The sequence below is a fragment of the Ruminococcus sp. genome (genome assembly GCF_017549005.1).
Lineage (GTDB): Bacteria > Bacillota > Clostridia > Oscillospirales > Ruminococcaceae > Ruminococcus.
In genome coordinates this window covers 44537-67532 of record NZ_JAFYYT010000046.1, presented here as the reverse complement: position 1 = coordinate 67532, position 22996 = coordinate 44537, and the positions used below count along the sequence as shown (strand labels likewise).

Genomic DNA, 22996 nt, shown 5'->3' with positions numbered 1-22996 from the left:
AAAGTGCGTAAAGTGTTATTATGTGATGAAGCATAACGTTTTACGGTATGAAATAGGGGTGTTTATTCAAAAACTACGCCCCAGCCTGCACTTACCTTTCGGTAAAGGCGCATTTTTTCCTTCTTCTTCTGGACCTTGAGCAGATAAACAGCTCCGATAAGCACAAGAAGAGTAAGGACAGCACCGATTATGATTCCGATAATAAGATTATCCTTGAACATAAGCAGAGCCAATACTACCCATATGATAATTGCAGCTATCAGAATGATAGGAAGGCAGAATGAAGCAAAGTTCCTGTTCTTGACCTTTATGTAGTGCTGTATATCTCTTATACTGAAGCATTCATAATTTCGAGCGATGAAGTTGTCAGGCTGACACCACTTACAGAACGCAGAAAGATTTTCAAACTTTGCTGTATAGTCCTGATAATCGTGGAATTTTTCATTATATCTTGTAACTCGGTAATATACTATCACAGCCTGTCCCTGCTGCTCGGCGTCCATTACATGGATAATTGTGCCGACCTCAGCCTGACCGCGCATTGCCTTTGTTACAAGAAACTTTCGGTCAACCGCTTCATCAATATTGAGCAAATAATTCATAGCTATCCCTTTCCTTAACGCAAAATATATTCTGCTGCACCCTGGGAGTGTGCAGTGTCCGTTCAAAGTAATGGTTTAAAGTACTGTCGCAGTGATACAAAGTAATTATAACACATAAATACAGAAAATGCAATACCCAAAACTTTGGTAATAATTGCCAAGCATTAAGACCGTTTGTCATTAAAATGACCAAAACAAATCAAATCTTATTTCTTTAAGTTGAGATTTGCCTTTGCGATCTTCTTTCTGTCCTTTGCCTGCTTGAGCATATCTTCTTTAGACATACCTGCGTCAGCGGATGAATCTGCGCCTGTTGACATATCATCATCGTCTGTGTCAAGGAAGTTGCTAAGTCTCTTCTTGAAAGCGCTTTCTCCGCCCGGCTTTGAGGTGAGAGTAACGCTTACGCTCTGGGACTGCTGATACACGCTATTTCTGATAGGTGCTGCACCGCCATGAACTGAATGGCCTGTATATCCCTGTCTGTAAGGAGCAGCATTCATGCCCTGCGGGAAACCGCCCTGCTGTGGATAGCCCTGCTGCGGGTAACCCTGCTGCGGATAGCCCTGCTGTGGGAAACCGCTCTGCTGAGGATAACCCTGCTGCGGGAAGCCCTGCTGAGGATAGCCCTGCTGCGGGTAACCCTGCTGCGGATAGCCCTGCTGTGGGAAGCCCTGCTGCGGATAACCCTGCTGTGGGAAGCCCTGCTGCGGATAGCCCTGCTGCGGGAAGCCGCCCTGCTGTGGATAACCCTGAGGGTAGCCGTGCTGCTGGTTCGGGTTGATGTTCGGAAATCCGCTTGCTCCCTGCTGCTGAGCCTCCTCGGGATGCTCATAGAGAGAATTCGGAACGCCGTCCTGACTGCTTGTCTCATTATTGAACGGGTTAGTGGAATCAACGTCTATGCTGTTTGCAAATTCGGCAGGTGCGCCGAGCTCAGCCTCGTCGTAGCCGCTGAGGAAATCAGGTGCCTCTGAAGCGGGAACAAGACTTGCGGCAGTAACTGCCTCTTCGGGTGAGAGAACGACCTCACAGCTGCTGTTGTCGACGCTTGAATTAACGAGAATGCCTAATGCCTCGTCATCGGGTCTGATATAGATGAAATCGTCAAGTGAGATGACGATAAGCTGCTTTGCGATAACGTGCTTTGCAGTAGCGATGGACATTACTGCAATCTTTTCAGCTGAAACGTCCTCAACTGCGCCTTCGTTTATGGATACAGTCGATACGCCTGAAAAGATATCCCCCGTATCTGCGATGATAAGGCAGAGATTTGCGTCATACTGTGTCAGCTCCGGCCTCTTCTGCTTTAAAGTTTCTGCAAAGTTTTTGGCTGTATTATATAATGAGCCTATTTCCATAAAAAACACCACTTTTCTTTAAATATTGAACGCAGTTAATGCGTTTTAGCCTGATTATCGAAGTTATTCGACTTCGACCTGCTTGCTGAGAGCAGCCGCCTTTCTTTCGGCAGCCGACTTCTTGTTTTCAGCTACGCGCTGATTGATAAGATCCAGCTTTTCTTTGAGAAGAGTGTCGTCATAGATACAAGCGAGGGATATATCGTCCTCTGTACCGAAATGCGACCTCTTGCTGAGATTGTTTTTTATGACTGTCTTGAATGTCTCAAGATTTACGAGCTGACTTGTGATTATGGTATGATAATCGAGGAAATCATGCTCGCTTCCGAATGAAGTATAAAGTCCGTCGGTAGAACCATAGAGCGCTATGAGCCTCTTGTTGGGAGCGTAGAAGCTGCTGAACATTCCCGCCGCATTTGAATTGCACACGGAAGCTGTTACGTTTGCAGGTGCAGCCTCGTTATATTCCATTGGCATTACCGCCTTGCCGTCCTCAAAGATAGCTACAAGGCTTCCGTCACCTATCTGCACGCCGAAGGTATAGCCCTCGCCTGCAACAGCGACAACGAGAGTAGAGCCGTAGTAGGATTCGGGGAGTATAGCCTCGAATTCCTCCTTTGTGAACTTACTCTTTTCCTCTTCGGTAACAGGATTTTCCGCAAGGTGCTTTTCGATCTTCACATTCCAGTTTGAAATGATCTGCTTCTCTATATTCTTCAGTATTAATTTGTAGTTATCGGGAAGATTAGCTTCCAGTGCCTCGCGGTCCTCATAATATCTGTCTACAGCCTCTATAGCGGCTTCGACAGCGAATTTTGAGCCAAGGTGACTTCTGAAGTGCTTTTTGCTTCCGTGTCCGTCGGCAACGACAGCGATAGCATAATGATCTTCTGCCTTGAAAGCAGAACTGTCCTGACAAACCAGGTTCGTTTTTTCATGACTTGCGCCCATTACCGAATGGCTGAAGCCGTTGAACATATTATTTCAGTCCTCCTCAGGAATAATTTCTGATAGTTTATTACCAGCCTGTATCGAACGGTACATCGTCGCCTTCGCCGTTGGTATTTACGAGCTCCTGGATCTGCTGACCGAGAAGCTTCTGCTTAGCGGCGAATACATTTTCTTCACCGAGCTCCTGTCCTGTATCATCAGAGAGCGTCATACTCTTACTGCCTATCTGAGCTGATGTTACAGCGATGATCTTGATCATCTGAGCAAGCTGACCGCCTGAGTATGCGTGAACGACTGTATCCTTAGAGCCTGTGAACTCTGCAAGGATATTATCGTTTGCTTCCTGACCGATACCCAGTGCAGCCTTGAGGCCGAACTTGTACCAGCTGTTCGTCTGGAGCTCTCTGAGGCCTTCCTTGTAATCATCGGAAGGATATCCGTCTGTCATAAGGAATATAACAGGTGCGAATGAGAGTGAAGGCGAATTGAGGAAGCTGTTTCTTGACATTCTGTGGTTGAGCTCCTTGAATGCAGCGCCCATGCTGGTAACGCCGCTCGCACGGAGCCTTGCCCACTCGAAATCCTCTATCGGGATAGGATTTGAGTACATCCATCTTACCTCTGTAGAGAAGGTAAGAACAGCGACTTTTACATCTGTATCAGCTTCGCCGACTCTGCGTATCTCGGGGATGAGCTCTTCCATAACGGTATTGAGCTCGCCCATCTTCTTTCCTTTCATACTTCCCGAAGTATCTATCAGGAAGAATACTACAAGGCTCTTTTTGGAAACGCTTGTAGCGCTGAGGGGATCGTCGTCAAAATCGAGAATGCTGTCGTCTGTTTCAGGAGCTGAAGATACAGATACATTGTTATTCAATTCATCCGAAGGAGTAACGCTCTGGTTCTCATTTACTTCGGGTTCTGTAAAACGTTCATTGCTCATAATTTACATACATCCTTTCAGTATTACTGCTCTGGCTCAGCAGATTATATCTGTGCTTTAACTTCGCCGAAATCGATCTCGAGCCCCTGCCATACGGGGAAGCCCTTACCGGGAGCGATATCGTAGAAAACTCCGTCAGGCATCTTTGCCTTCCACTGTCTGTCGGAGCAATTCTTGATTCCGAGGACGCCCTGCTTGACTTTATTCTCAACAAGCTCGCCTGCAACAGACGTGAAGTCGTCGGATTCGGGAACTATCTCGCAGGTGTAGAATTTACATCCGAGATAGAGGGGCGTGCGGTATTCGCGGTTGCTGAAACCTATCGTTACAAATTCCATTCCGCATTTCGGACACTTGAACGTCTTTTCGTTATGCTGGATGAACATCGAGCTGAAATTCGTTCTTCCGCAGCCGCACTGGATTATTTCTGCTCTGAGGCGTATGAACAGCTTTTGCCATTCGTTCTCGATGATACGCTTTGTAGGATCGGTAACGCCCGTTGTAAAGGAACGTATGAAAGCGTCCTTTATGTAATCGGGGTAGATCCTCCAGAATTTGATGATGTTGTCATGGATACCTCTTACGGGGCGGTTTGAATCGTCGTTGGGGTCATATACGAATACTGCGTTCTGACCGTAGTGCTTTAGCTCTGACGATTCTGTAAGGCATACGTCCCTTACGACCTTTTCGCCCTCCATCGGGTCTCCTCTGAAGAGGAGCTTGAAGAGTACGACCGCAAGAGAATACTTATCTGTCTGTACGTTCGGCTTGGCGATTCCTCTTACGACTTCGGGAGCCATATATCCGGGTTTACCGCCGATACCGAAGTTGCTTCCGTCAGGTGCGATATTATCACAGTCGCAGACGAGGACAGCTCCTGTATTCACATTGATGAAGAAGCCTCCGTCGTTAAGATCCTGATAGCTCTTACCTGCACGGTGGAGCTGTCGGAAAGCGTTTACGATATTGATGACGCAGGTCACCATAGCGCTGAGAGTGTTGAACTTGACGGGACGTTTTACACCGCGTCCCGTGAGCGGATCAATCTCAAGCTTATAGGTATTCAGTATATCAACGAAGGAGTCGAAGCCCTCGGGCTTGAGCTCCATGATATATCCGAAGGTACCGTCCTCCGCTTCTTTTGTAAGGTATTTCGGCCACAGAAACTTATTGCTCGGGGGGCCGTCGTTTATATTGTTCTGGAGATTCTTGCGGAATGCGGCAGGCTTGCTCATCTTATTGATGTCGTACCATTTCAGCGCCCATTTCTGACCGTTGAAACGAACGAGGTAAACGATACCCTGACCACCGCTGCCAATGACGCTGAGTACCTTGGCTTTGCCGCCAAATTCCATCTCGACCTCCTGACCTATTTCAAGCTCTATCATATGATCTCATCCTTTCTTTCTTAGTCAAGCTCATATTCTTCAGCCGAGGTCACGAGGATGAACCTTATTCCAGTGGCTAAACAGTATTTATGAACGTATGAATTTTCAATGCAGTAGATTACAAGATTGGGGCAGTATGAGAAAGCGTTCGCGTCGATGAACTTGATGCTTTCGGGGAGGAAGAGCTTTCTGAGCTTATCACAGCCCGAGAACGCCTCCGCGCCTATACTGCTGACGCTCGGCGGTATCTCGATGACTTCGAGGCTTGTACAGAATGAGAATGTACTGTCCTCGATCTCAAGAACGCCGTCCGGTATCTTAACTACCACAAGGTTTGAACACTGACTGAATGCGCCCTGCTTGATTATCCTCAGTCCTTCGGGGAGCTCAAGTCCTCTCAGTCTCTTACACGAGGAGAAGGCATATTCTCCGATAGCAAGGAGGGTAGAGGGCAGCTTGATAGTTCTCAGCGAACCAAACTTATCGAAGCAGAAAGCTTCGAGCTTGGTATATCCGTCGGGAATGACGATATTTCCGCTGAGTCTGTATCTCAGAGCGTTACGCGGCATGAACACCATCTCGTTGATATCCACAGGTCTCTTCTTGGCGTTTTCTTCCTTCCTGTCCGCGTCGTTCTCGTCCTCGGGAAGGACCTTCAGATGCGATTCGTAGGGCCAGCCGAGAAGGTAGGTATAGCAGGCAACTACAAATTCCGAAGCGCTTTCCGAGAGGAAAAGGTCGCCGAGCATGAAGCTTTTGGCTTTCATTATGGATATTTCATGGTTTTTGTCTTCAAGAAGTATCTTGAGGATACCCATTTTGTACATATTAATAAGAAGCCGGCGCTCCTTATCGTAATCCGGTATATGATCGCTGAGCAGACCTATAAATCTGTCCTGATTGGCTACAGCGCGTGTTCCGTCATTTACAACGATCGCACGAAGCTCATGCTGAAACTCCATTGTATTCTCAAATCCCTCGATATTCTGCGGAACAGGGGCACCGCAGTTGGGGCAGGCAGACAGCTTCGGGTCAAGTGGTGCGTTGCATTTTTCGCATTGCATGGTCTCTCCTCCTGACATAAGAATATAGCAGCGCAATTAAAATATTTGCGTATTTATATTGTTATCACGATTAGTATAACACTTTTCCATATTGATGTCAAGGGAAAAAAGGGGTGTTATACAAAATTGAATTATCTTTTACAAAAACAGCGTACTGTATTTGTGCAAATTTTTTAAGTTCATTACAGAGCGTAATATCGGCAAAAAATATCAGCGGCAGATTTGGTCGTACCAATTTTTGTATACTTGATTTTCGATTAAACCACAGGTATAAAATTGATTAAAATGCATAGATTTTTTTGATTAATTTTGTTTATCACGCGGACTATTGATTTACAAAAAGTTGTTGAAATTCTTAAAGAAATGTGCTAAAATGAATTATGGATATCAATAGTGGACTTGTACAGGGGTAATGCCGCAGGCTTACGGTTCATGATACATGAATTACAGAGACATGAAAAAAGAAGCGTTTGCAGATATCCGGCGGCAGTATAAGGTCTAATTGATCAAAGGAGGTTCGAATAATGAACAGAAACAAGAAAAATGGCGTTTTCAGAACCGTCGCTGCTTGTACGCTGTCAGCTGCAATGCTTCTGAGCGGCGGTTGTGGACCACAGGGAGGCCGGCAGGGCGGAAGACCGGGCGGCGGAAAGATCGCAGTTATCACCAAACAGCCGATCGCATTCTGGGATGACGTAAAGCTGGGTGCTATGGACGCAGGAAAGGAACTCGGCTATGAGATCATTTACAACGTTGCCGAGGGCGATAATGATTACGCTTCACAGGTAGACTATATCAAACAGGCAATGAATGCCGGCGTCAGAGCGATCGTTATCGCACCAAACAGTCAGACAGACCTCAATGATGTTCTTCAGCAGGCTGTTGACAAGGGTATCAAGGTAATCGCTATCAACTCTAACGTTATATCGCCTGATTCCAACAATCCTCTTACACTTTCACTGATAAATTCGTCAGACTTTGACGGCGGCGTAGCTGCTGCAAGAAACGTTGTAAAGGGCTGGAGAGAAAAAGGCAAGGACGTAGCCGATATCAAGAAGATCGGTATCATCGGAAGCACAGCTTCCACATCTGATATGCGTGTCCTCGGATTTACCGATACTCTCAAGAGATCCATCGGTAAGACAAGAGGCGTTGAATTTGACGCACTCAACATGATGGCTATCATCATGGGCGGCGCAGGTGCTGCAATGGGCGGCGGAGCTCCCGGCGGTGAAGGCGACTGGGGCGGAGCTCCTGACGGTTCAGGTGCAGAAGGTGCTGCTTTCGGCGATGCAGAAGGTGCAGCCGCAGGCGGAGACGCTGCTGCATACGGTGCTGACGGCGCAGCTGCAGCCGAAGAGCAGAACACAGAAGAACTCACACCTGCTGAGCTTGAGCTTCTCGCAAAGCAGAAGGAAAAGGACGCTGCCGATGAGCGTATCCGTCAGGATATCATGATGAGCTTCGTACAGTCCGAGCCATGCTCAAAGCGTAAGGAAGCAAAGGAACAGGCTATGAAGCTTCTCGGAACCGACGGAAACGGTTTCTCTGTCCTTTTCGGCACAAACACCAATTCAACACTCGGTATCTGTGACGCTATCAATGAGCTCGGCCTTTCAGGCAAGGTATTTGCTGTAGGCTTCAACTCCGATGACGAGATCATCAGTAACATCAAGAACGGCGTCCTCTACGGAACTGTTGTACAGAATCCTTATGTTATGGGATATGTTGGCGTTAAGTTTGCTACAGCAGCCATAACGGGCGAGCAGCTGACCAATCACCTGAATACAGGCGTTTCATTTGTTAAGGCCGACAACATGAACGATGACTTCATCAAGCTCATGCTTGATCCGGCGTCGGCAAGTTCGTCTGCAGGAAACAATTCATAATGGAGGTGCGGATATATGGCAAAGAATAAGAAGAAAGGCGCCTCGAGCGGATATGTATTTGCTGCGATCCTCGTTGCGATAATCTATGTTCTGGATACTATCCTCGTTTGGAACATCTACAGCAACAATATGGATCTTAACAACATGACTTCAACAGCTAACCGTGCTATAAACAGTATCAACGGTGAGCTACAGAAGGTAAGTACAAACTCTGTTGGTCTTGCTGCCAACCTTTATGATAACCCCCTTGAAATAGTTGCCGATACAGAGCGTATCTACGCAAATATCGAAGCAAACGAGAAACTGTTTGAAAGCCTTGACCTGCCTGAGTCGGTCATGACCAGATATAACTATGCTAAGTCTATGATCGCTACTTTCAGAACAAGACTTGAGTCCCTCGGTACCAACCAGCTCGAAAGCGGCGACGAAGCAACAATGACTGAAACACTTAAACAGGACCTTTACCCTCTGCAAATAACGGCTGCACAGATGCTTACAGCTACTATAAGCATCGTTAATGCAGAAACTCAGAAGCTCCTCAGAAGAAACGCTATGAGAGCTTATATCCTTATGGGACTTATGGCGCTCATCGCTATCCTCTCCGAGCTCGCTATCTGGCTCTTCGCACGCAGAGCCAAGAAGGCAAGAGCAGAACTCGAAGAGCGTGAGTTGCGTCTTGCCGAGGTTGACGCTAAGCTCAAGAATACACGTCAGAAGGCAAGCGACCTCGCTGTAACAAACGTTCTTACAGGTATGAAGAACCGTTACGCTCTCGATAACGATATCAGCGAAAGACTCGAATCAGGAAGATTCCAGATCGCAGTATTCGATATGGATAACTTCAGAAGTATCAACGATACCTACGGTTATGACTTCGGTGACGAGTACCTTGCTGCTGTTGCTGAAAAGCTCAAGGAAGAGTTCGGCGATGTTGCAGAAATCTACAACATCACAGGTAACGAATTCTGCTTCGTATTCAACAAGAATATCTCCGAGAGCCAGGCATCAGGCATCGCTCAGAACATCCAGCGCGTAATGAGCAGTCCTTACGAGGTACTGAACCTCAACGTTCAGCTTCCTTGCTCAGGTGCGGTATACCACTACCTCCCCGGCGACTGCCTCAACGTAAACTCACTGCTTGTTAAACTCGATACAGCTATGAGAAATGCTAAGATGAACGGCGGAAACATGATCAACAATGTTATGAATATGTAATATTGTAAAAATATGGCGGCTGTCAACACTGACAGCCGCTTGTTTTTATGGCAAATTGCAGAAAAATAAAGATAATAATTGACATTACGTAGAAACTGTGATAAAATATACCTATGTTATATGAAAGGTAGGTGTTCCGGAGTGAAGAGAGCAAAGAAGAAGAAAAAGAAATATGCAGTCTACAAGTCCTCAACAGGCTCCTACTGCTATCTCTACGTCGATACTCCCGAAGCCCTCGAAGGCACAGGCTTTGAGGACATAATCTCCGAAGAACAGCTCCCCGTAGTCTTTGACGGACGCGGCGGCTACTACCATTTCAGAGAGAACGATTACGGTTTTCTGCGTATAATCGAGTCAGATAAGGAACAGCCCCTCTCCCTTGAGGAGATGTTCGACAAGAATTCCCCCGATTTCAAGCTCGGCTGGATATCCCCCGACGGCGATACCTACTCCTGCGCGTTCACAAATCACAGCAAATGTGCAAAAATGATCGTTGAGAAGTTCTATCCCGATTCAAAATATCCCGAAACAGAGCTCGACAGACAGGGCTGGTTACAGGTAATAGACTCCTGGAACGGCACCGAACAGCACCACGGACAATTCGTATTCACAGATCAGGGAAAAATTACCAGCAAACAGGCTGACCGCCTCTTCGATCTCGGGCTTTATGAGAACGAGGAAGTAAAAAAGCTCATCAAAGACAGCGAAAATGACTGGTAATTATTGTAAATGTCGATACTGCACGATAAGATTGGGTGATTTACATAAAATCGCCCTGTTTTTTGTGCAGTTTTTTTATTGACTATATTCCATTTATGGTGTATAATAATTATGTATCAGTACACGATAAAAACATTTATTTTGTCTTGATCGGGTGACCGCTGACCGCGGTCGGTTGTTTATAAGGAGGATATAAAGATGGCTGAACCAAGATTTATCAAAACCGTGACTTTCGGCGGCTATGACAAGGAAGCCGTTATAAGAAGATTTGAATATCTCAACGAACAGGTGCATGATCTCAGGAACGAGCTGAGAGTGACCAAGCTTCAGCTGGAAGCTTACAAAAAGGGAACAGATCCCGAAAAAGCTCTGGAATCGGTTCTTTCGGAAGAACGCGCAAAGCTCACGCAGATCCAGGTTCAGAACAATACTCTAAGCCTCAAGCTGAAAGCAACAGAAGACGAAAACACTAATCTCCAGGAAGAGATAAAGAAGCTCAAGGAAGAAATTGCAGGGGTCAATGACAAGCTCAAGAACGCCGAGTCAAAATGTGCTGCTCTTATGGCTCAGGACGAGGCTATGGCTCTCAGCAACGTGTTCATCGAAGCTCAGAAGTCATCTTCCATGTTGGAAGGTACAGCCAAATCAAAGGCTGCGGAAATAGAGTTCAAAACAAAGAAGCTCGCCGAAAGTATAGTTTCGGAAGCAAATACGGAAGCAGAACAGATAATATTCGAGGCTGAAAGAGAAGCTGCCGAAAAGATCGCCGAGGCAAAGAACAAGGCTGAGGAAATGAACGTTGCTTCAAATAATCTCAGGGCTTCTATCCTCGAGAACGTCAATACGCTGAAGAGACATATGGGTCTGGTAAGAGATTCCCTCGAGGGCTTCCGCAAAGACGGTATAAGCCGCCTTATCGAAGCAGACGAGTGCCTCAACAAAACGGAGGCTACTATCAAGGAGGGCGGAGTCCCTGTATTCAAGCAGCCCGAGGTCTTCGAGCCCGAGATCCCCGAGAGACCTACACTGCTCTCTGAGAAAATGAAAAATGACGACGAAAAGCGCAAGCAGCAGGAAGAGCTCGACAAGCTCAAGCAGATGGCTGAATCCATAGGCGCTAAGAAGGACGACGAGAAGAAGGACGAAAACGACAGGGACGACGAGAAAAAAGACGAAAACGACAGCGAACAGAAAAAGAGCGACGCAAAAAATGAAGGCGGCGAAAAGAAAGGTAAGATAGACCTTGCCGCTCTTGCAGCAAAGGCTAATTCTATCGGAAAGAAATAAAGCAGAATAAGTTTCTTAAATGCCATAAGGAGTTTTTATAATTATGAGTGAATTGATCATTGTAAAACCTGAAAAATGCGTGGGATGTAACGCTTGTGTAAGAGAATGTCCCGCACCCGAAGCCAATATGACCAAGCAGCTGGAGGACGGCCGCTTTATCACTATGGTAAACCCTTCCAAGTGTATCGCCTGCGGCGAATGCGTTAAGAAGTGCAACCACGGTGCAAGAGATTATATCGACGATACTGACGAATGTATCACCGACCTCCTCAAGGAAAAGATCATCATTATGGCTTCTCCTGCTATCAAGACCATTCTCCCCACAAAGTGGAAGGGCGTTCTCGACTGGTTCAAGAAACAGGGATGTACTATATTCGACGTATCCCTCGGTGCTGATATCTGCACATGGGCTCACGCAAGAACTATCGATCAGGACAAGATCGGCAATATAATCACACAGCAGTGTCCTGCCATAGTTAAGTATATCGAAACATACCAGCCCAAGCTGCTCCAGAACCTTTCGCCTATACACAGCCCTATTGCGTGCAGCGCTATATACATAGAGAAGTATCTCCGCAGAAATAACCCCATAGCTGTTATTTCTCCATGTATCGCCGAGGCTTATGAGGCAAAGGATACGGGTCTCGTAAAGTATAACGTTACTATCAAGAAGCTTCTCGAATACTTCGAGAGAAACGATATCATCATCCCGATAGACACTTCCGAGAATTTTGAGTACAAATTCGACGATATGCAGGGACAGCTCGGCTCCATATACTCACGTCCCGGCGGACTGAGAGACAATATCTGGATGCAGGATCCGGATGTCAATATCACAAATTCCGAGGGCGTACACAAGGTTTTCGGAGAAATAGATATGTACGGAAGAATGCCCGAATCCAAGCACCCGAAGGTATTCGACGTGCTCTCATGTGAATTCGGATGTAACATCGGACCCGCTTCGGGTACAAAGCAGACTGTTTTCGATGTAATGGCTACTTCAAGAGCTATCGAAACAGAGGCAAAGAGCCGCCGCAAGTCAACAGGTATCATGGGACGAGGCGACGACAAGCTCTTCAAGAAGTTCGACGATGAGCTCCGTGTTGCTGACTTCCTCAGAAACTACAAGCCGTCAATGCCCACACCTGTTCCGAATGTGGCACAGCTTGTGCCTATCTTCGAGAAAATGGGTATGCATACAGAAGAGGACCGCAGCTATGACTGCCATGCCTGCGGATACAATACCTGCCGTGATATGGCTACGGCTATCTACAGAGGTCTCAATACTCCCGATAACTGTATCGTACACGCTAAATCAGTCCTCATCGCAAGACACTCTGCCCTCAACAGACAGAATGAACAGCTTGCCGAGATCACCGAGGAAGTTCTTGCTCTTTCCGAAAAGCTCAAGAGCAATGTTTCAAATATCACCGAGAATATGGAGAATATCGGCGAGTCCACAGCTGCTACCAGCGAAAGAGCTGCTGTAGTTAAGGACCTCCTTGAGAATGTCGTTTCGTTCTGTAACGATAACTCCACAATGGACGCTGACAGCGTTTCACAGCTCACATCTATCCTTGAAACTACCATCAATGCGTTCAGCGCTCTTGATGATAACGTAACTATCACAAACGAGAGCTCAGAGACTATCAACAAGTCCATAAACGATATCATTTCCCTTGTCGGCGATATCAATAATGTACTCGTTAAGGCTGAGCAGACCGAAAAGGTTGATATTTCCGACGTTACAGGCGTAAAAAAGCCCGCTGAGGAAAAGAACCCCGAGGAAAAGAAGTAATAATAACGAAATTGCCCCGCGTCCGGTATCGGACGCGGGGTTTCTGCAATATATTTTCGGTCATTCTGTCTTGCTGTCAAGTATCATGGCTGAAAGGTTGTACTTTCTGTAGCAGTAAGGCTCATATATCCTTTTCTTATTCCTGTTGACCTCTTCAACGGTTATGGCATCCTCGTTGAAGGCTGCAAGGAGTCCGTCGTCGGACATTCTTAGTATCGCGTCTGTATCCAGCTCTTCAAGATGTCCCGACCTGTACATCTCTATGTTGTACTTGGCAATAAGAGCTTCGGGGCGTGAAAAGCAGAGGACCGCAAACAAAAGTGTGAAAATAACTGCAAGATGCTTTGTGAACTTCATATCATAACGGAACTGCTTTATGATAACAAGCACGAATATCAGCGCAAGAAGCACCATGAACCAGCTTGTATACACTCTGAGCTCAGTAAGACCGTAATTGTCGATGTACATTACCATTTTGCTCATAGCTGTTGCAATGAGGATAAGAGTGAAAATGCTGAGCACAACGCTGTAAAGCTTGAGGGCAAAAGGCTTTTCCTTGCCTGCTTTCTTGGAAAAGAGACTGATGAAGCAGAGTACAAGAAGGTTTATCACTGCAACTGCAAAGAGCTCGAAGAATCCCTTTCTTGCGTAGTCAGCATAGGTAAAGCCGTTAGGTAGCTCGCCGCTGAACGCGGACAGGAAGTAGCTCGCCTGTGAGAAGAAAAACATCACATAAAGTATGCAGAGGGGAGTTACGGCTGTATACATTACAAGGTTGCTTATAAAACGCATACTGAAAAGAGTCTTTATGCAGTTCTGCTCTTCAAGCGGACGAATCTTGTCGCGGTGAGTATTCGCGTAAAGCATTCCGAAAAGATACATCGAACATGGAACAGCTAAACAAAGCTGCAAAATGATCTCCCATATCTCATCGCTGAATATCCTGTAAAACATATCCGTGAGCATTTCCTCCAGCCCGTCATCTGCGGACATAAGAAGCGATGCAACTACAGCTGTGACAGGGATAGTGATAAGCAGGCCTATTATTATGTACTTAACATTTGAGCCTGCCTTTGACTTTGAAAGGCGGTCCTGAGTTATAGCTGCCTGCTTGCCGAAATGTGAGAACGGGTACTCGAATATCGCCTTGCATACAGCAAACGGCAGATAGCGCTCGATATCCTTGTTTCCTGCCGAAGCAGAGTACACAAGGTAAGCTCCTGCGCCGAAAAGGAATATAGCATTAAGGTCCTTGATGAAGTTGTTTGCTGTTATCGAGAATACAAAGCTGAAAATATAGAGTACAGCTGCATTTATCTTATTGAAAGCCGAGAATTTGCAGCCTTTTTTCTTCATGTAGACTATTGCCGCGGTAATAATGGCAATAAAAACTCCCGTAGTGAAGAACCCCATAACATAGTACAGGACATATCTCACGAAAGCGAACGCGGCAATTATCGCAAACACCGAAAGAACGACCTCAGCCTTTGAGTATTCGGGCTTTTCCTTTACCTTTGCCACAGGCTGCGGTATATAATGAGCCTGTGTTCCGTTATAAATATTGTTATTCATGACGTTTACTCCTTTTTAATTTTATAAAAGCAATTTTAAATGGATACGGCACTGTCAGTAACGTTTTTCACTCCCAATGATGTAATACTATCAGATAGCCTCCTTTTTCAAGCTCAGTTATCTTCATATCTGTGCGGGAATTTACATACTTATAAATTATTTCACTGTCTCCACGTCTTTCATCAGACTTCAGAGCGGCATTTACATTTTCTGCAATGAACCTCTCATAATCATCTGTTTCCAGCTCAAGTCTCTGATCTATCGCAATTAGTATACTGTCATCTGAATATCGTTTCAGTTTAACATTATCATCAACGTTTATATCGAATATATGCTCCATGATTGCAGTTCTTTCAGCATTAAAATGCGTATAATGCTTGTCAAAGTAATCATAGACAGCTCCTATTCTAAATATTATAAATGGCAGAGAAAGCAGAAGTACAAGCTCTAAAACGGAATTTCTCAGCACTTTTTTAAGTTCTGTATCCATTAAGCACCGCCTTTGATTAACTTACTATAAATATGTGTATAGTAAGTATTGCATTTGCTCCGGTTGGTGGGGGAGCATTTCTGCTCCCCTGTATATCATACCCCTGTATCATGGTTTACCCCATGCATTCGTTTATTCTCTCTGATATTCCAGTATATCTCCCGGCTGGCAGTCCAGCTCGTCGCATATCCTTTCAAGGGTCGAAAAGCGCACCGCCTTTGCCTTGCCTGTTTTCAGTATCGAAAGATTAGCGGTAGTAATGCCCACCTTTTCTGCAAGATCCTGCGAGGACATCTTCCGCTTTGCCATCATAACGTCAAGATTTACTATAATCGGCATGGAAAACACCTCCATTATATTGTAAAGTCGTTTTCCGACTTTATTTCTACTGCCTTTTCAAATACGTTTTTCAGAACGCGCATGATAAGTCCGAACATCAGCGCGCACATTCCGAAGAATATGAATATCGAGCTCCACAGTCCGAAAATCATCATCATCACGCCTACTCCCATACATATCCATGATATCCGACGCAGGCAATTGGTATTTTTCTGTATGAACACCTCGTCCCTGCTGATATTCCTGAGAAGCATATGCAGGTTCCACAGCGCCGCAAGAGCAAGTGCGTCGCACACGTACAGAGTAACGCACATGGGAATGAACATGGTGCTCCTGTCAAAAACGCTGTTCGCCTCGGCAGCCATTTCAAACTGGTACCATTCCGATATGGCAGGTATAAAGACCGCAACTATTATGGCTGCAATAGCCGCTGCAATAGTAAGAATACGCGAAAGAATAAGTGATTTATCCTTGTTCCACATAAGTCCGCTCTCCTTTGTATTGTTTTACTGTGACTATAGTATAACACATAAAATATCATTTGTCAATAGAAAATTATCGTTTTTCAATAATTTTTTTCTGTTTTTCAAACAGCCGGAGATTTTATAAAAAAAAGCTGTAAAGATTTTATCTTTACAGCTTTTTTCGTCAGCCTGTGTATCTGTCGATATATGCGCTTCTGCCCGACATGGGGTCCTTGTTCTTCACGCCGCATACTATAGCCTCGATAAGCTCGGGCTGAGTCTGTGTGAGCTTGCGGCGGTCAAAAAGTCCGAAGCCGTTTGGTCCGTTGTAGCCGTTGTCCCAGTACACGGGAGTTATTCCGTTCTGAGCCGCAGTTCCTGCCAGAAAGCCGTCGTAATAAGCGCGGTTCTCGGCTATCCTGTCGGGAAGCTCGGAGTGCTCGAGGGTCTTGTCGATACAGCCGAACTCGCCTATTACTACAGGTATGCCCTTATCCACATACCTTTCCTTGAGCATCGAGAGCTGAGCCTTTATGTGCTCCTCCTCGCCCCAGTCTGCGTCGTAAATGGGGTCGATATTGGTCATTTCGATTATCTCCTGACCCTTCTGTCCCCAGAGGAATATCTTTTTCACATCGTCGCCGCAGTACTCCCACGGGTCATAACAGTGTACCGAAAGCATAAGTCTGCCCTCGTCCGCGGTATTGCCCCTGTCCTCGGGGAACCTGAAGCCGTAATTGCCGCAGGTATACTTTATATCCGTATTCCAGCCCGCAACCAGCAGCCAGCGGTGAGTATTGCAGCCCCCTGCGCTCCTGACGGTATCAACGAATATCTGATCGTAATCGTTTATATTCTCATAGTATTCGGGAACAGGGTCATGATATACCCCGTCGAATACTTCGTTCATGCACTCGAAAATAAGGTGCTCGTCGTGGTCTGCGAAACGGAGAGCGACCTGTTTCCATACAGCGGCAAACTTAGCTTTAACGTAGTCCTGATCCTCGCTGTCGCAGAGAAGCCAGCCGCCGTTTATAGTATGGTAGCCGTCGCCGTGCATATTTATAATAACGAACATTCCCCTGTTATAGCAGTAATCCACGACCTCTGCTATCCTTTCGAGCCATGCATCGTTTATTTTAAAGCCGTTGCTGTCATCTATCATACTGAGATAGGAAATGGGTATCCTGACTGTATCAAAGCCTGCCTCTGCAACTGCGTCCACCATCTCCTGCGAAGCCTTCGGGTTTCCCCATACCGTTTCGTCGGGAGTTCCGCCGAAATTCGCCTCGAGTGTATTTCCGTAATTCCAGCCTGCGCCCATTTTTTCCGCTATTTCATTGGCTGATATGATGAATTTTCCTTTTGTTCTTTCCATTGGGAGTTCCCCCTATTTTATTTCTGACCAAAAAACAATATCCTACCGTAAAATCTTACACATATTATATCACATAAATCCCCATATTTCAACCATATATAAAGCAAAGAAGATTATTTGCAACAAAGAAGCTGTTTTTTTCCCCATAGCTTGACATTGCAACACAAAACTGTTATAGTAATTACAAGACATGAAATAACAATCTGATATGATACACAGCCATATCTTTGATACCTCTATATAAGTATCAAAAATATATCAGGGGGAAATATATGAACTGGATTTTACTTTTTGCAATACTGCTTTTAATGTCCGTAGGCGGCACTGTCTATCTTATCACGCGGTTTCACCGATTCAGCTTCATCGAAAAGCTGGGCGGGAAACACAGGCTTCTCTCATGGCTTGCAAGCATACTGCCGCTTGGCGGGATAGCCTGCCTCGGCTTCATAAACTTCTACAGCGTTATCGTTGTGATACTTCATCTTATAATATTCTGGCTCATTGCCGACCTTTTCGCATTTATCGTGCGGAAAGCCGCAAAAAAAGAACGCCGCCGCAACACCGAGGGAGTATGCGTACTGCTGTTTACGGCGGTATATCTGTGCATAGGCTGGTACAACGCTCATAATATCATAGTTACGCCCTATTCGGTAACTACCGATAAAACCATAGACGGCGGAAGTATAAAAGTAGCCGGCTTTGCAGACTCTCATATCGGCATAACTCTCGACGGTGACGGCATGGCACGGCAAATTGAGCGGATACAGGCAGAAGATCCCGATATTGTCGTTATTGCGGGAGATTTCGCAGACGACGACTCCAAACGCAGCGATATGGTCAAAGCCTGCGAGGCGCTCGGAAAGCTGCATACTACCTACGGTGTTTACTTCGTAAGCGGCAATCACGACAAGGGCTATATGCCTGACAGCCGCGATTTCACCATAGAAGAGCTATATTCTGAGCTCGAAAAGAACAATGTTACAGTCCTCGAGGACGAAGCTGTAATGGTTACGGACAATTTCGCAATAATAGGCAGAAAGGACAAGCATGACGAGTCACGGAAGGCTGTAAGCGAACTCACAAAGGATATACCTTCATCTGTGTACACACTTGTACTCGACCACCAGCCCAACGACTACAACAACGAAGCCGCAGCGAATGTTGACCTTGTCTACTCGGGACACACTCACGGCGGTCATATATGGCCATCAGGCTATGTGGGTCTGTGGATAGGCGCCAATGACTTCGTTTATGGTCACACAAAACGCAGCAATACGGATTTCATCGTGACTTCGGGCATTTCGGGCTGGGCTATCCCTTTCAAGACGGGAACTGTATCCGAGTACAATATTATCAATATCAAGGGCAGGGAGTGAAAATATGAATAATATCGCAATTGCAAACGAGACTATAAAAATAACCGCTGACGGTTTCTACGAAAAAGACGGAAAGCGCATGGAGCTGCCAAAAAACGACTTTACGGCAGTTATTGTATATTCTCCCGAAAAAGGCGCAGAGCTGCTCAAAAACACGGTAATTCCCGACGGTAAAATGTGTGAGTTGACCGTTACTACCGAGGATTCCTTTACCGCTGCGAGCCGCTTTGAGAAGCCTTTCGTCATGAATTTCGCCAACGCCCACAAAGCAGGCGGCGGCTTCAGACTCGGAGCAAACGCTCAGGAGGAAGCTCTGTGCAGGTGCAGCACTCTTTACGCCTCAATAACCTCCGACGCAGCAAAGGAGATGTACCGCTTCAATAACACTCATCTCAGCTCCGTAGAGTCCGATTATATGCTCTATTCTCCTGATGTATGCGTCTTCCGCGATCATCACTGCGAGCTGCTCGATGAGACTTTTACGGCGGCTGTGATAACTGTTCCCGCGCCAAACAAACGCGGAGCAGCACTGCTTGCTTCGGGTAAAAAGACAGCGGAAACAATGACAAGACGCATACGCATAATGCTTGCGATAGCTGCGGAAAACGGCCATAAAAACCTCGTTCTCGGCGCCTGGGGCTGCGGAGCCTTCGGCAATAAACCCGATGAAGTATCGGAATATTTCAGGAAAGTCCTTATGGACGAAGGCTTCGGAAAGCTTTTCGATAATGTCTGCTTTGCAGTCTATGGCAAATCAGACGGACGGAATTATCTCAGCTTCAAAAAAACTTTTGGCAGTTAATTTGTAAGGGCGGTGTATGCATCATCTCCTGCACGGTTTTAGAGAATTATTATACACACAAAACGGGTACACATATGTGTACCCGTTTCTTTATTTTATCGTCAGCATCACAGGACAGTGGTCGCTGCCCATTACATCTGTAAGTATCTCAGAGTTCACCACGCGCTCCATAAGGCGCTCTGAGACCACGAAATAGTCTATACGCCAGCCTGCGTTCTTCTCGCGGGCTCTGAAGCGGTACGACCACCACGAATACGTAACGGTATCGGGATAGAGCCTGCGGAAAGTGTCCGCAAATCCTGCACCGAGAAGCTCCGTGAACTTGCCGCGCTCCTCGTCGGAAAAGCCTGCGTTGCCGCGGTTTGTTTTGGGATTTTTCAGGTCTATCTCCTCATGAGCAACATTGAGGTCGCCGCAGTAGATAACGGGCTTTTTCTTGTCGAGCTCCGAGAGATACGCTCTCATATCGTCCTCGAACTCCATGCGGTAGTCGATACGCTTGAGACCGTCCTGAGCGTTGGGAACATAGCAGCACACGAAGTAAAAGTCCTCATACTCGCAGGTAATTACTCTTCCCTCGTCGAGATGAGTACCGTTTATACCGTAATTAACTGAGACCGGCTCTGTTTTGCTGAAAACAGCCGTTCCCGAGTAGCCCTTCTTTATGGCGCTGTGAAAATATATGTGGTAGCCTTCGGGCGTGAAGTCCGCCTGATCGGGCTGCATTTTTGTTTCCTGCAGGCAGAATATATCAGCGTCCGCAGCCTTGAAGAAGTCCTCAAAGCCCTTTTGCAGACAAGCGCGAAAGCCGTTTACGTTCCATGAAATGAGCTTCATTGTTATACCTCCGAAAAAAATCTCTCCGCAGTCCTGACAACTGCGGAGACTTTATAACATTATATCATAGAATATCTAAAAATGCAACTTTCTATTGTTACTATTCCTTTCAAATCCGGCTTATTCGCTCTCTGTTTCCTCAAAACCGTCCATGAACTCGTCAAATATGCTCCTGAACTCTGCCTTGTCGCTTTCATTTTTCAGCTTGTAGCATAAATTTGACCTGTTTGCAGGAATGATAACTCCCTCACAGTCGATGAGACAATCCTTAACTGTTAAATCAGTCATACTGTGCTCAACTTTTGAACAGGTCTCCCATTCAAGAGAAGAAAGCTTTTCCTTAAAGTTTTCAAAATCACTTTCATTATATTTATAGAAAGTGTTTTTAAACTCTGATTCATCGAAAAACTGCGCTTTATCCTCAGGCATATCCTTAAAGGCATTCCGTATATCTTCCTCAGAAACAGCTTCTCCGAATTCCTTTTTGATAAGATACTTTTTCAGAACAGCGTTGTAAGCTTCAAGGTCACTGTCGTTTTTCAGCTTGTAAGTTCTTCCGATACCAAACTGCATATAGCCGTCCTCTGCTACAACAAAACCAATAGAATAGCTGTTTACATCGCCGCTTCTTATAGAAGCTCTTTCCCATTCAAAATCCATGAGCTCATAAGCAAGATCTTCTCTGCCTGTAAGAGTATATTCTTCCTGCCTGTTTTCGTCTGCTATATAATAGTACGCTTTGTCATATGGATTGTTCTTGAAGCCGTTGCTTATCTCGTTTTCAAGCTCCTTGTTTGTAACCTTTTCAAACTCTGCAATAGCTTCTTCATCATCTACGAGCATATACAAAATGTCGTTAAAGACTCTTTGACCGTCAATGTAGCTATGGTAAGAAACACGCTCCTCACTTTTTACTTTTTCGGTCAGTCTCAGTTCACCGTTGTCGAACAGTTCAAAGCTATAGGTAACGCCTTTTGCCTTGCTGTCTGTGCCATTGAAAAATATCTTTATGCCTCTCAAAGTAGATGTAAAATCATCAGCTTCTATTCCTTTTGACATATCAAAATGGTCAAGATACTCAAAGATCTTATCCTTGTCGATATCAGATTTGCTGTATATATCGCCGCTGAGGTCTTCCCATAATTTTATTTCAGCATTATAGCTGTCCTTATTAGCTTTCAGCTTGCTGTAAACCGAAGCTTTCTCGTCTGTATTTATATTTGTACTTTCTTCTGTTTTGAAGTTATAGCGCGCAAGCTGATAAGCTCCGCCGCCCACAGCTCCGCAGACAAGGGCGAAAGCCGCTGCCATTGCTGCTATCCTGCCCCAGTTATGCCTTGAAGTGATAACGTCCGTACCGCTTACGCTTTCCTCATACTCATGCACCTCTATAGTGGGAGCTGAGAGCTTTTCCTGCATACGGCTGCGAAAATCGTCGCTGCACTTCACTTTGCGGAGAAAATTGTTATATTCATCTCGTTTCATAAATGAAACCCTCCTCTTCAAGCTCTGTTTTCAGTTTCTTTCTTCCGCGCTGCAAAAGCGAGCTGACCGTATTCTCATTCTTTCCGATGAGCGAAGCTATCTCCTTTATGGTGTACTCCTCATAATAATAAAGGAATATCACCGATGAATATTTCTCGGGGAGCTTTGCTATCCTGTCGCGTATCTCGCTGTCTTTCGGAGTAAACTCGCAGCTGAGAGTATTTGCGGTCTTCTCGTCAAGAGCGGTATTCCTGAGTATACGTGCGCTTTTTCTGTAGTTTTTGCAGCGGTTTATGGCTGAACGGAGCAGCCATGCTTTCAGATGTTCATCGGACTCAAATCTCTGCGGCTTTGCATGGAGGGAGAGAAATATCTCCTGAGTGATGTCCTCTGCCTCGGAATAGCTTCCTGTCATGGCAAAGGCAGCCCGCAGAACAGTGTCGCCGAACTTATTAAACGCATACAGCGCCGAACTGTCATTCATGGCAATTCCTCCTTTCTGTCGGAAGCGTCGCTTCATAAATATAAACAATCCTGAGGAGCATTTTCGTGCATTAAAAAGGAAAAAATTTGTATAGGCGAGTTCCGCTCGCCCGAAAATTATCTGCGGACGCTCGGAAAGCCACCTACAAACTAAAAAGCCCACTGTTTTTCAGTGAGCTTTTCGTAACGCCGCCCTCGGCGTTCTCTGCAATTATTATTAAAGTTCCAGCATATCCAGTATATCCTGCTTTGGACGAAGTCCCTCAGCTATCTTGACAGGGATACCGTCCTTTACTACCGCGAGCATGGGGATATTCTCAACTCTGAAAGCTGCCGCAAGCTCGGGCTGCTCGTCAACATTTACCTTGCCGACCTTTATCCTGCCTGCGTATTCGTCCGCTATCTGCTCGATAACAGGTCCGAGAGCCATGCAGGGTCCGCACCACATTGCCCAGAAATCAAGAAGAATGGGCGTGTCCTTATAGTTCAGGACTTCTCTCTGGAAGTTTTCCTTTGTGATAACTACTTCTCTCATATTTTACCTCCTGTTTA

General features: G+C 45.8%; 22 protein-coding genes. 7 read left to right on the top strand and 15 right to left on the bottom strand.

Annotated features, from left to right (window positions below; all coding sequences use genetic code 11):
- Window positions 1-62: 62 nt before the first annotated feature.
- From IKW96_RS11600 to IKW96_RS11575, 6 genes are all read right to left on the bottom strand, one after another.
- Window positions 63-602 carry a hypothetical protein gene (locus tag IKW96_RS11600; protein ID WP_296574902.1) on the bottom strand — a complete coding sequence of 180 codons (540 nt, stop codon included), beginning with the start codon at window positions 600-602 and terminating at the stop codon, window positions 63-65.
- A gap of 206 nt (window positions 603-808) precedes the next feature.
- A complete protein-coding gene (locus IKW96_RS11595) occupies window positions 809-1963 on the bottom strand; it encodes a proline-rich domain-containing protein (protein WP_296574899.1) in 1155 nt (384 codons plus the stop codon).
- Between the two features lie 63 nt (window positions 1964-2026).
- The gene (locus tag IKW96_RS11590) at window positions 2027-2941 is read right to left on the bottom strand and encodes a PP2C family serine/threonine-protein phosphatase (protein ID WP_296574894.1); all 915 of its coding nucleotides are present in this window, start codon (window positions 2939-2941) and stop codon (window positions 2027-2029) included.
- A 40-nt stretch (window positions 2942-2981) separates the two neighbouring features.
- Window positions 2982-3857, bottom strand: a complete 876-nt coding sequence (locus IKW96_RS11585) for a VWA domain-containing protein (RefSeq protein ID WP_296574891.1) — start codon at window positions 3855-3857, stop codon at window positions 2982-2984.
- A 44-nt stretch (window positions 3858-3901) separates the two neighbouring features.
- Window positions 3902-5245, bottom strand: coding sequence for a serine/threonine-protein kinase (locus tag IKW96_RS11580; protein WP_296574887.1), 1344 nt, complete (start codon window positions 5243-5245; stop codon window positions 3902-3904).
- Between the two features lie 20 nt (window positions 5246-5265).
- Complete coding sequence (locus IKW96_RS11575) at window positions 5266-6309, bottom strand: leucine-rich repeat protein (RefSeq protein ID WP_296574884.1); 1044 nt, start codon at window positions 6307-6309, stop codon at window positions 5266-5268.
- 524 nt (window positions 6310-6833) lie between these two features.
- On the opposite strand from IKW96_RS11575, the gene IKW96_RS11570 reads away from it, so the two are divergent.
- The 5 genes from IKW96_RS11570 (at window position 6834) to IKW96_RS11550 (ending at window position 13218) form a co-directional block, all read left to right on the top strand.
- Window positions 6834-8198 (top strand): substrate-binding domain-containing protein, encoded by a 1365-nt coding sequence (locus tag IKW96_RS11570; protein ID WP_296574881.1) that lies wholly within the window; start codon window positions 6834-6836, stop codon window positions 8196-8198.
- 15 nt (window positions 8199-8213) lie between these two features.
- Window positions 8214-9413, top strand: coding sequence for a GGDEF domain-containing protein (locus tag IKW96_RS11565; protein ID WP_296574878.1), 1200 nt, complete (start codon window positions 8214-8216; stop codon window positions 9411-9413).
- Between the two features lie 141 nt (window positions 9414-9554).
- Window positions 9555-10133 (top strand): hypothetical protein, encoded by a 579-nt coding sequence (locus IKW96_RS11560; RefSeq protein WP_296574875.1) that lies wholly within the window; start codon window positions 9555-9557, stop codon window positions 10131-10133.
- Between the two features lie 198 nt (window positions 10134-10331).
- Window positions 10332-11420, top strand: a complete 1089-nt coding sequence (locus IKW96_RS11555) for a plectin (protein ID WP_296574873.1) — start codon at window positions 10332-10334, stop codon at window positions 11418-11420.
- Between the two features lie 43 nt (window positions 11421-11463).
- Entirely contained in the window at window positions 11464-13218 is a 1755-nt protein-coding gene (locus IKW96_RS11550; protein ID WP_296574870.1) for a [Fe-Fe] hydrogenase large subunit C-terminal domain-containing protein, read from the top strand.
- 60 nt (window positions 13219-13278) lie between these two features.
- On the opposite strand, the gene IKW96_RS11545 is transcribed toward IKW96_RS11550, so the two are convergent.
- From IKW96_RS11545 to IKW96_RS11525, 5 genes are all read right to left on the bottom strand, one after another.
- Entirely contained in the window at window positions 13279-14790 is a 1512-nt protein-coding gene (locus IKW96_RS11545) for a DUF4153 domain-containing protein (RefSeq protein WP_296574868.1), read from the bottom strand.
- 67 nt (window positions 14791-14857) lie between these two features.
- Window positions 14858-15280 carry a hypothetical protein gene (locus IKW96_RS11540; RefSeq protein WP_296574852.1) on the bottom strand — a complete coding sequence of 141 codons (423 nt, stop codon included), beginning with the start codon at window positions 15278-15280 and terminating at the stop codon, window positions 14858-14860.
- 132 nt (window positions 15281-15412) lie between these two features.
- Window positions 15413-15619, bottom strand: a complete 207-nt coding sequence (locus tag IKW96_RS11535) for a helix-turn-helix transcriptional regulator (protein ID WP_294750186.1) — start codon at window positions 15617-15619, stop codon at window positions 15413-15415.
- Between the two features lie 14 nt (window positions 15620-15633).
- The gene (locus IKW96_RS11530) at window positions 15634-16101 is read right to left on the bottom strand and encodes a DUF2975 domain-containing protein (protein ID WP_296574849.1); all 468 of its coding nucleotides are present in this window, start codon (window positions 16099-16101) and stop codon (window positions 15634-15636) included.
- Window positions 16102-16267: 166 nt separating this feature from the next.
- Window positions 16268-17461 (bottom strand): glycoside hydrolase family 5 protein, encoded by a 1194-nt coding sequence (locus tag IKW96_RS11525; RefSeq protein WP_296574846.1) that lies wholly within the window; start codon window positions 17459-17461, stop codon window positions 16268-16270.
- A 272-nt stretch (window positions 17462-17733) separates the two neighbouring features.
- Between IKW96_RS11525 and IKW96_RS11520 the strand changes: the two genes are divergently transcribed.
- Both IKW96_RS11520 and IKW96_RS11515 read left to right on the top strand, forming a co-directional pair.
- Window positions 17734-18837, top strand: coding sequence for a metallophosphoesterase (locus tag IKW96_RS11520; RefSeq protein ID WP_296574843.1), 1104 nt, complete (start codon window positions 17734-17736; stop codon window positions 18835-18837).
- Window positions 18838-18841: 4 nt separating this feature from the next.
- Complete coding sequence (locus IKW96_RS11515; RefSeq protein ID WP_296574840.1) at window positions 18842-19639, top strand: TIGR02452 family protein; 798 nt, start codon at window positions 18842-18844, stop codon at window positions 19637-19639.
- 90 nt (window positions 19640-19729) lie between these two features.
- On the opposite strand, the gene IKW96_RS11510 is transcribed toward IKW96_RS11515, so the two are convergent.
- From IKW96_RS11510 to trxA, 4 genes are all read right to left on the bottom strand, one after another.
- Window positions 19730-20476: an exodeoxyribonuclease III gene (locus IKW96_RS11510; protein ID WP_296574837.1), complete on the bottom strand. Its 747-nt coding sequence runs from the start codon at window positions 20474-20476 to the stop codon at window positions 19730-19732.
- Between the two features lie 120 nt (window positions 20477-20596).
- Window positions 20597-21961, bottom strand: a complete 1365-nt coding sequence (locus IKW96_RS11505) for a hypothetical protein (RefSeq protein WP_296574834.1) — start codon at window positions 21959-21961, stop codon at window positions 20597-20599.
- Window positions 21948-22445 (bottom strand): sigma-70 family RNA polymerase sigma factor, encoded by a 498-nt coding sequence (locus tag IKW96_RS11500; protein WP_296574831.1) that lies wholly within the window; start codon window positions 22443-22445, stop codon window positions 21948-21950. Before IKW96_RS11500 ends, IKW96_RS11505 begins: the two co-directional genes overlap by 14 nt.
- Before the next feature lie 216 nt (window positions 22446-22661).
- A complete protein-coding gene (gene trxA, locus IKW96_RS11495) occupies window positions 22662-22979 on the bottom strand; it encodes a thioredoxin (protein ID WP_296574828.1) in 318 nt (105 codons plus the stop codon).
- Window positions 22980-22996 lie beyond the last annotated feature (17 nt).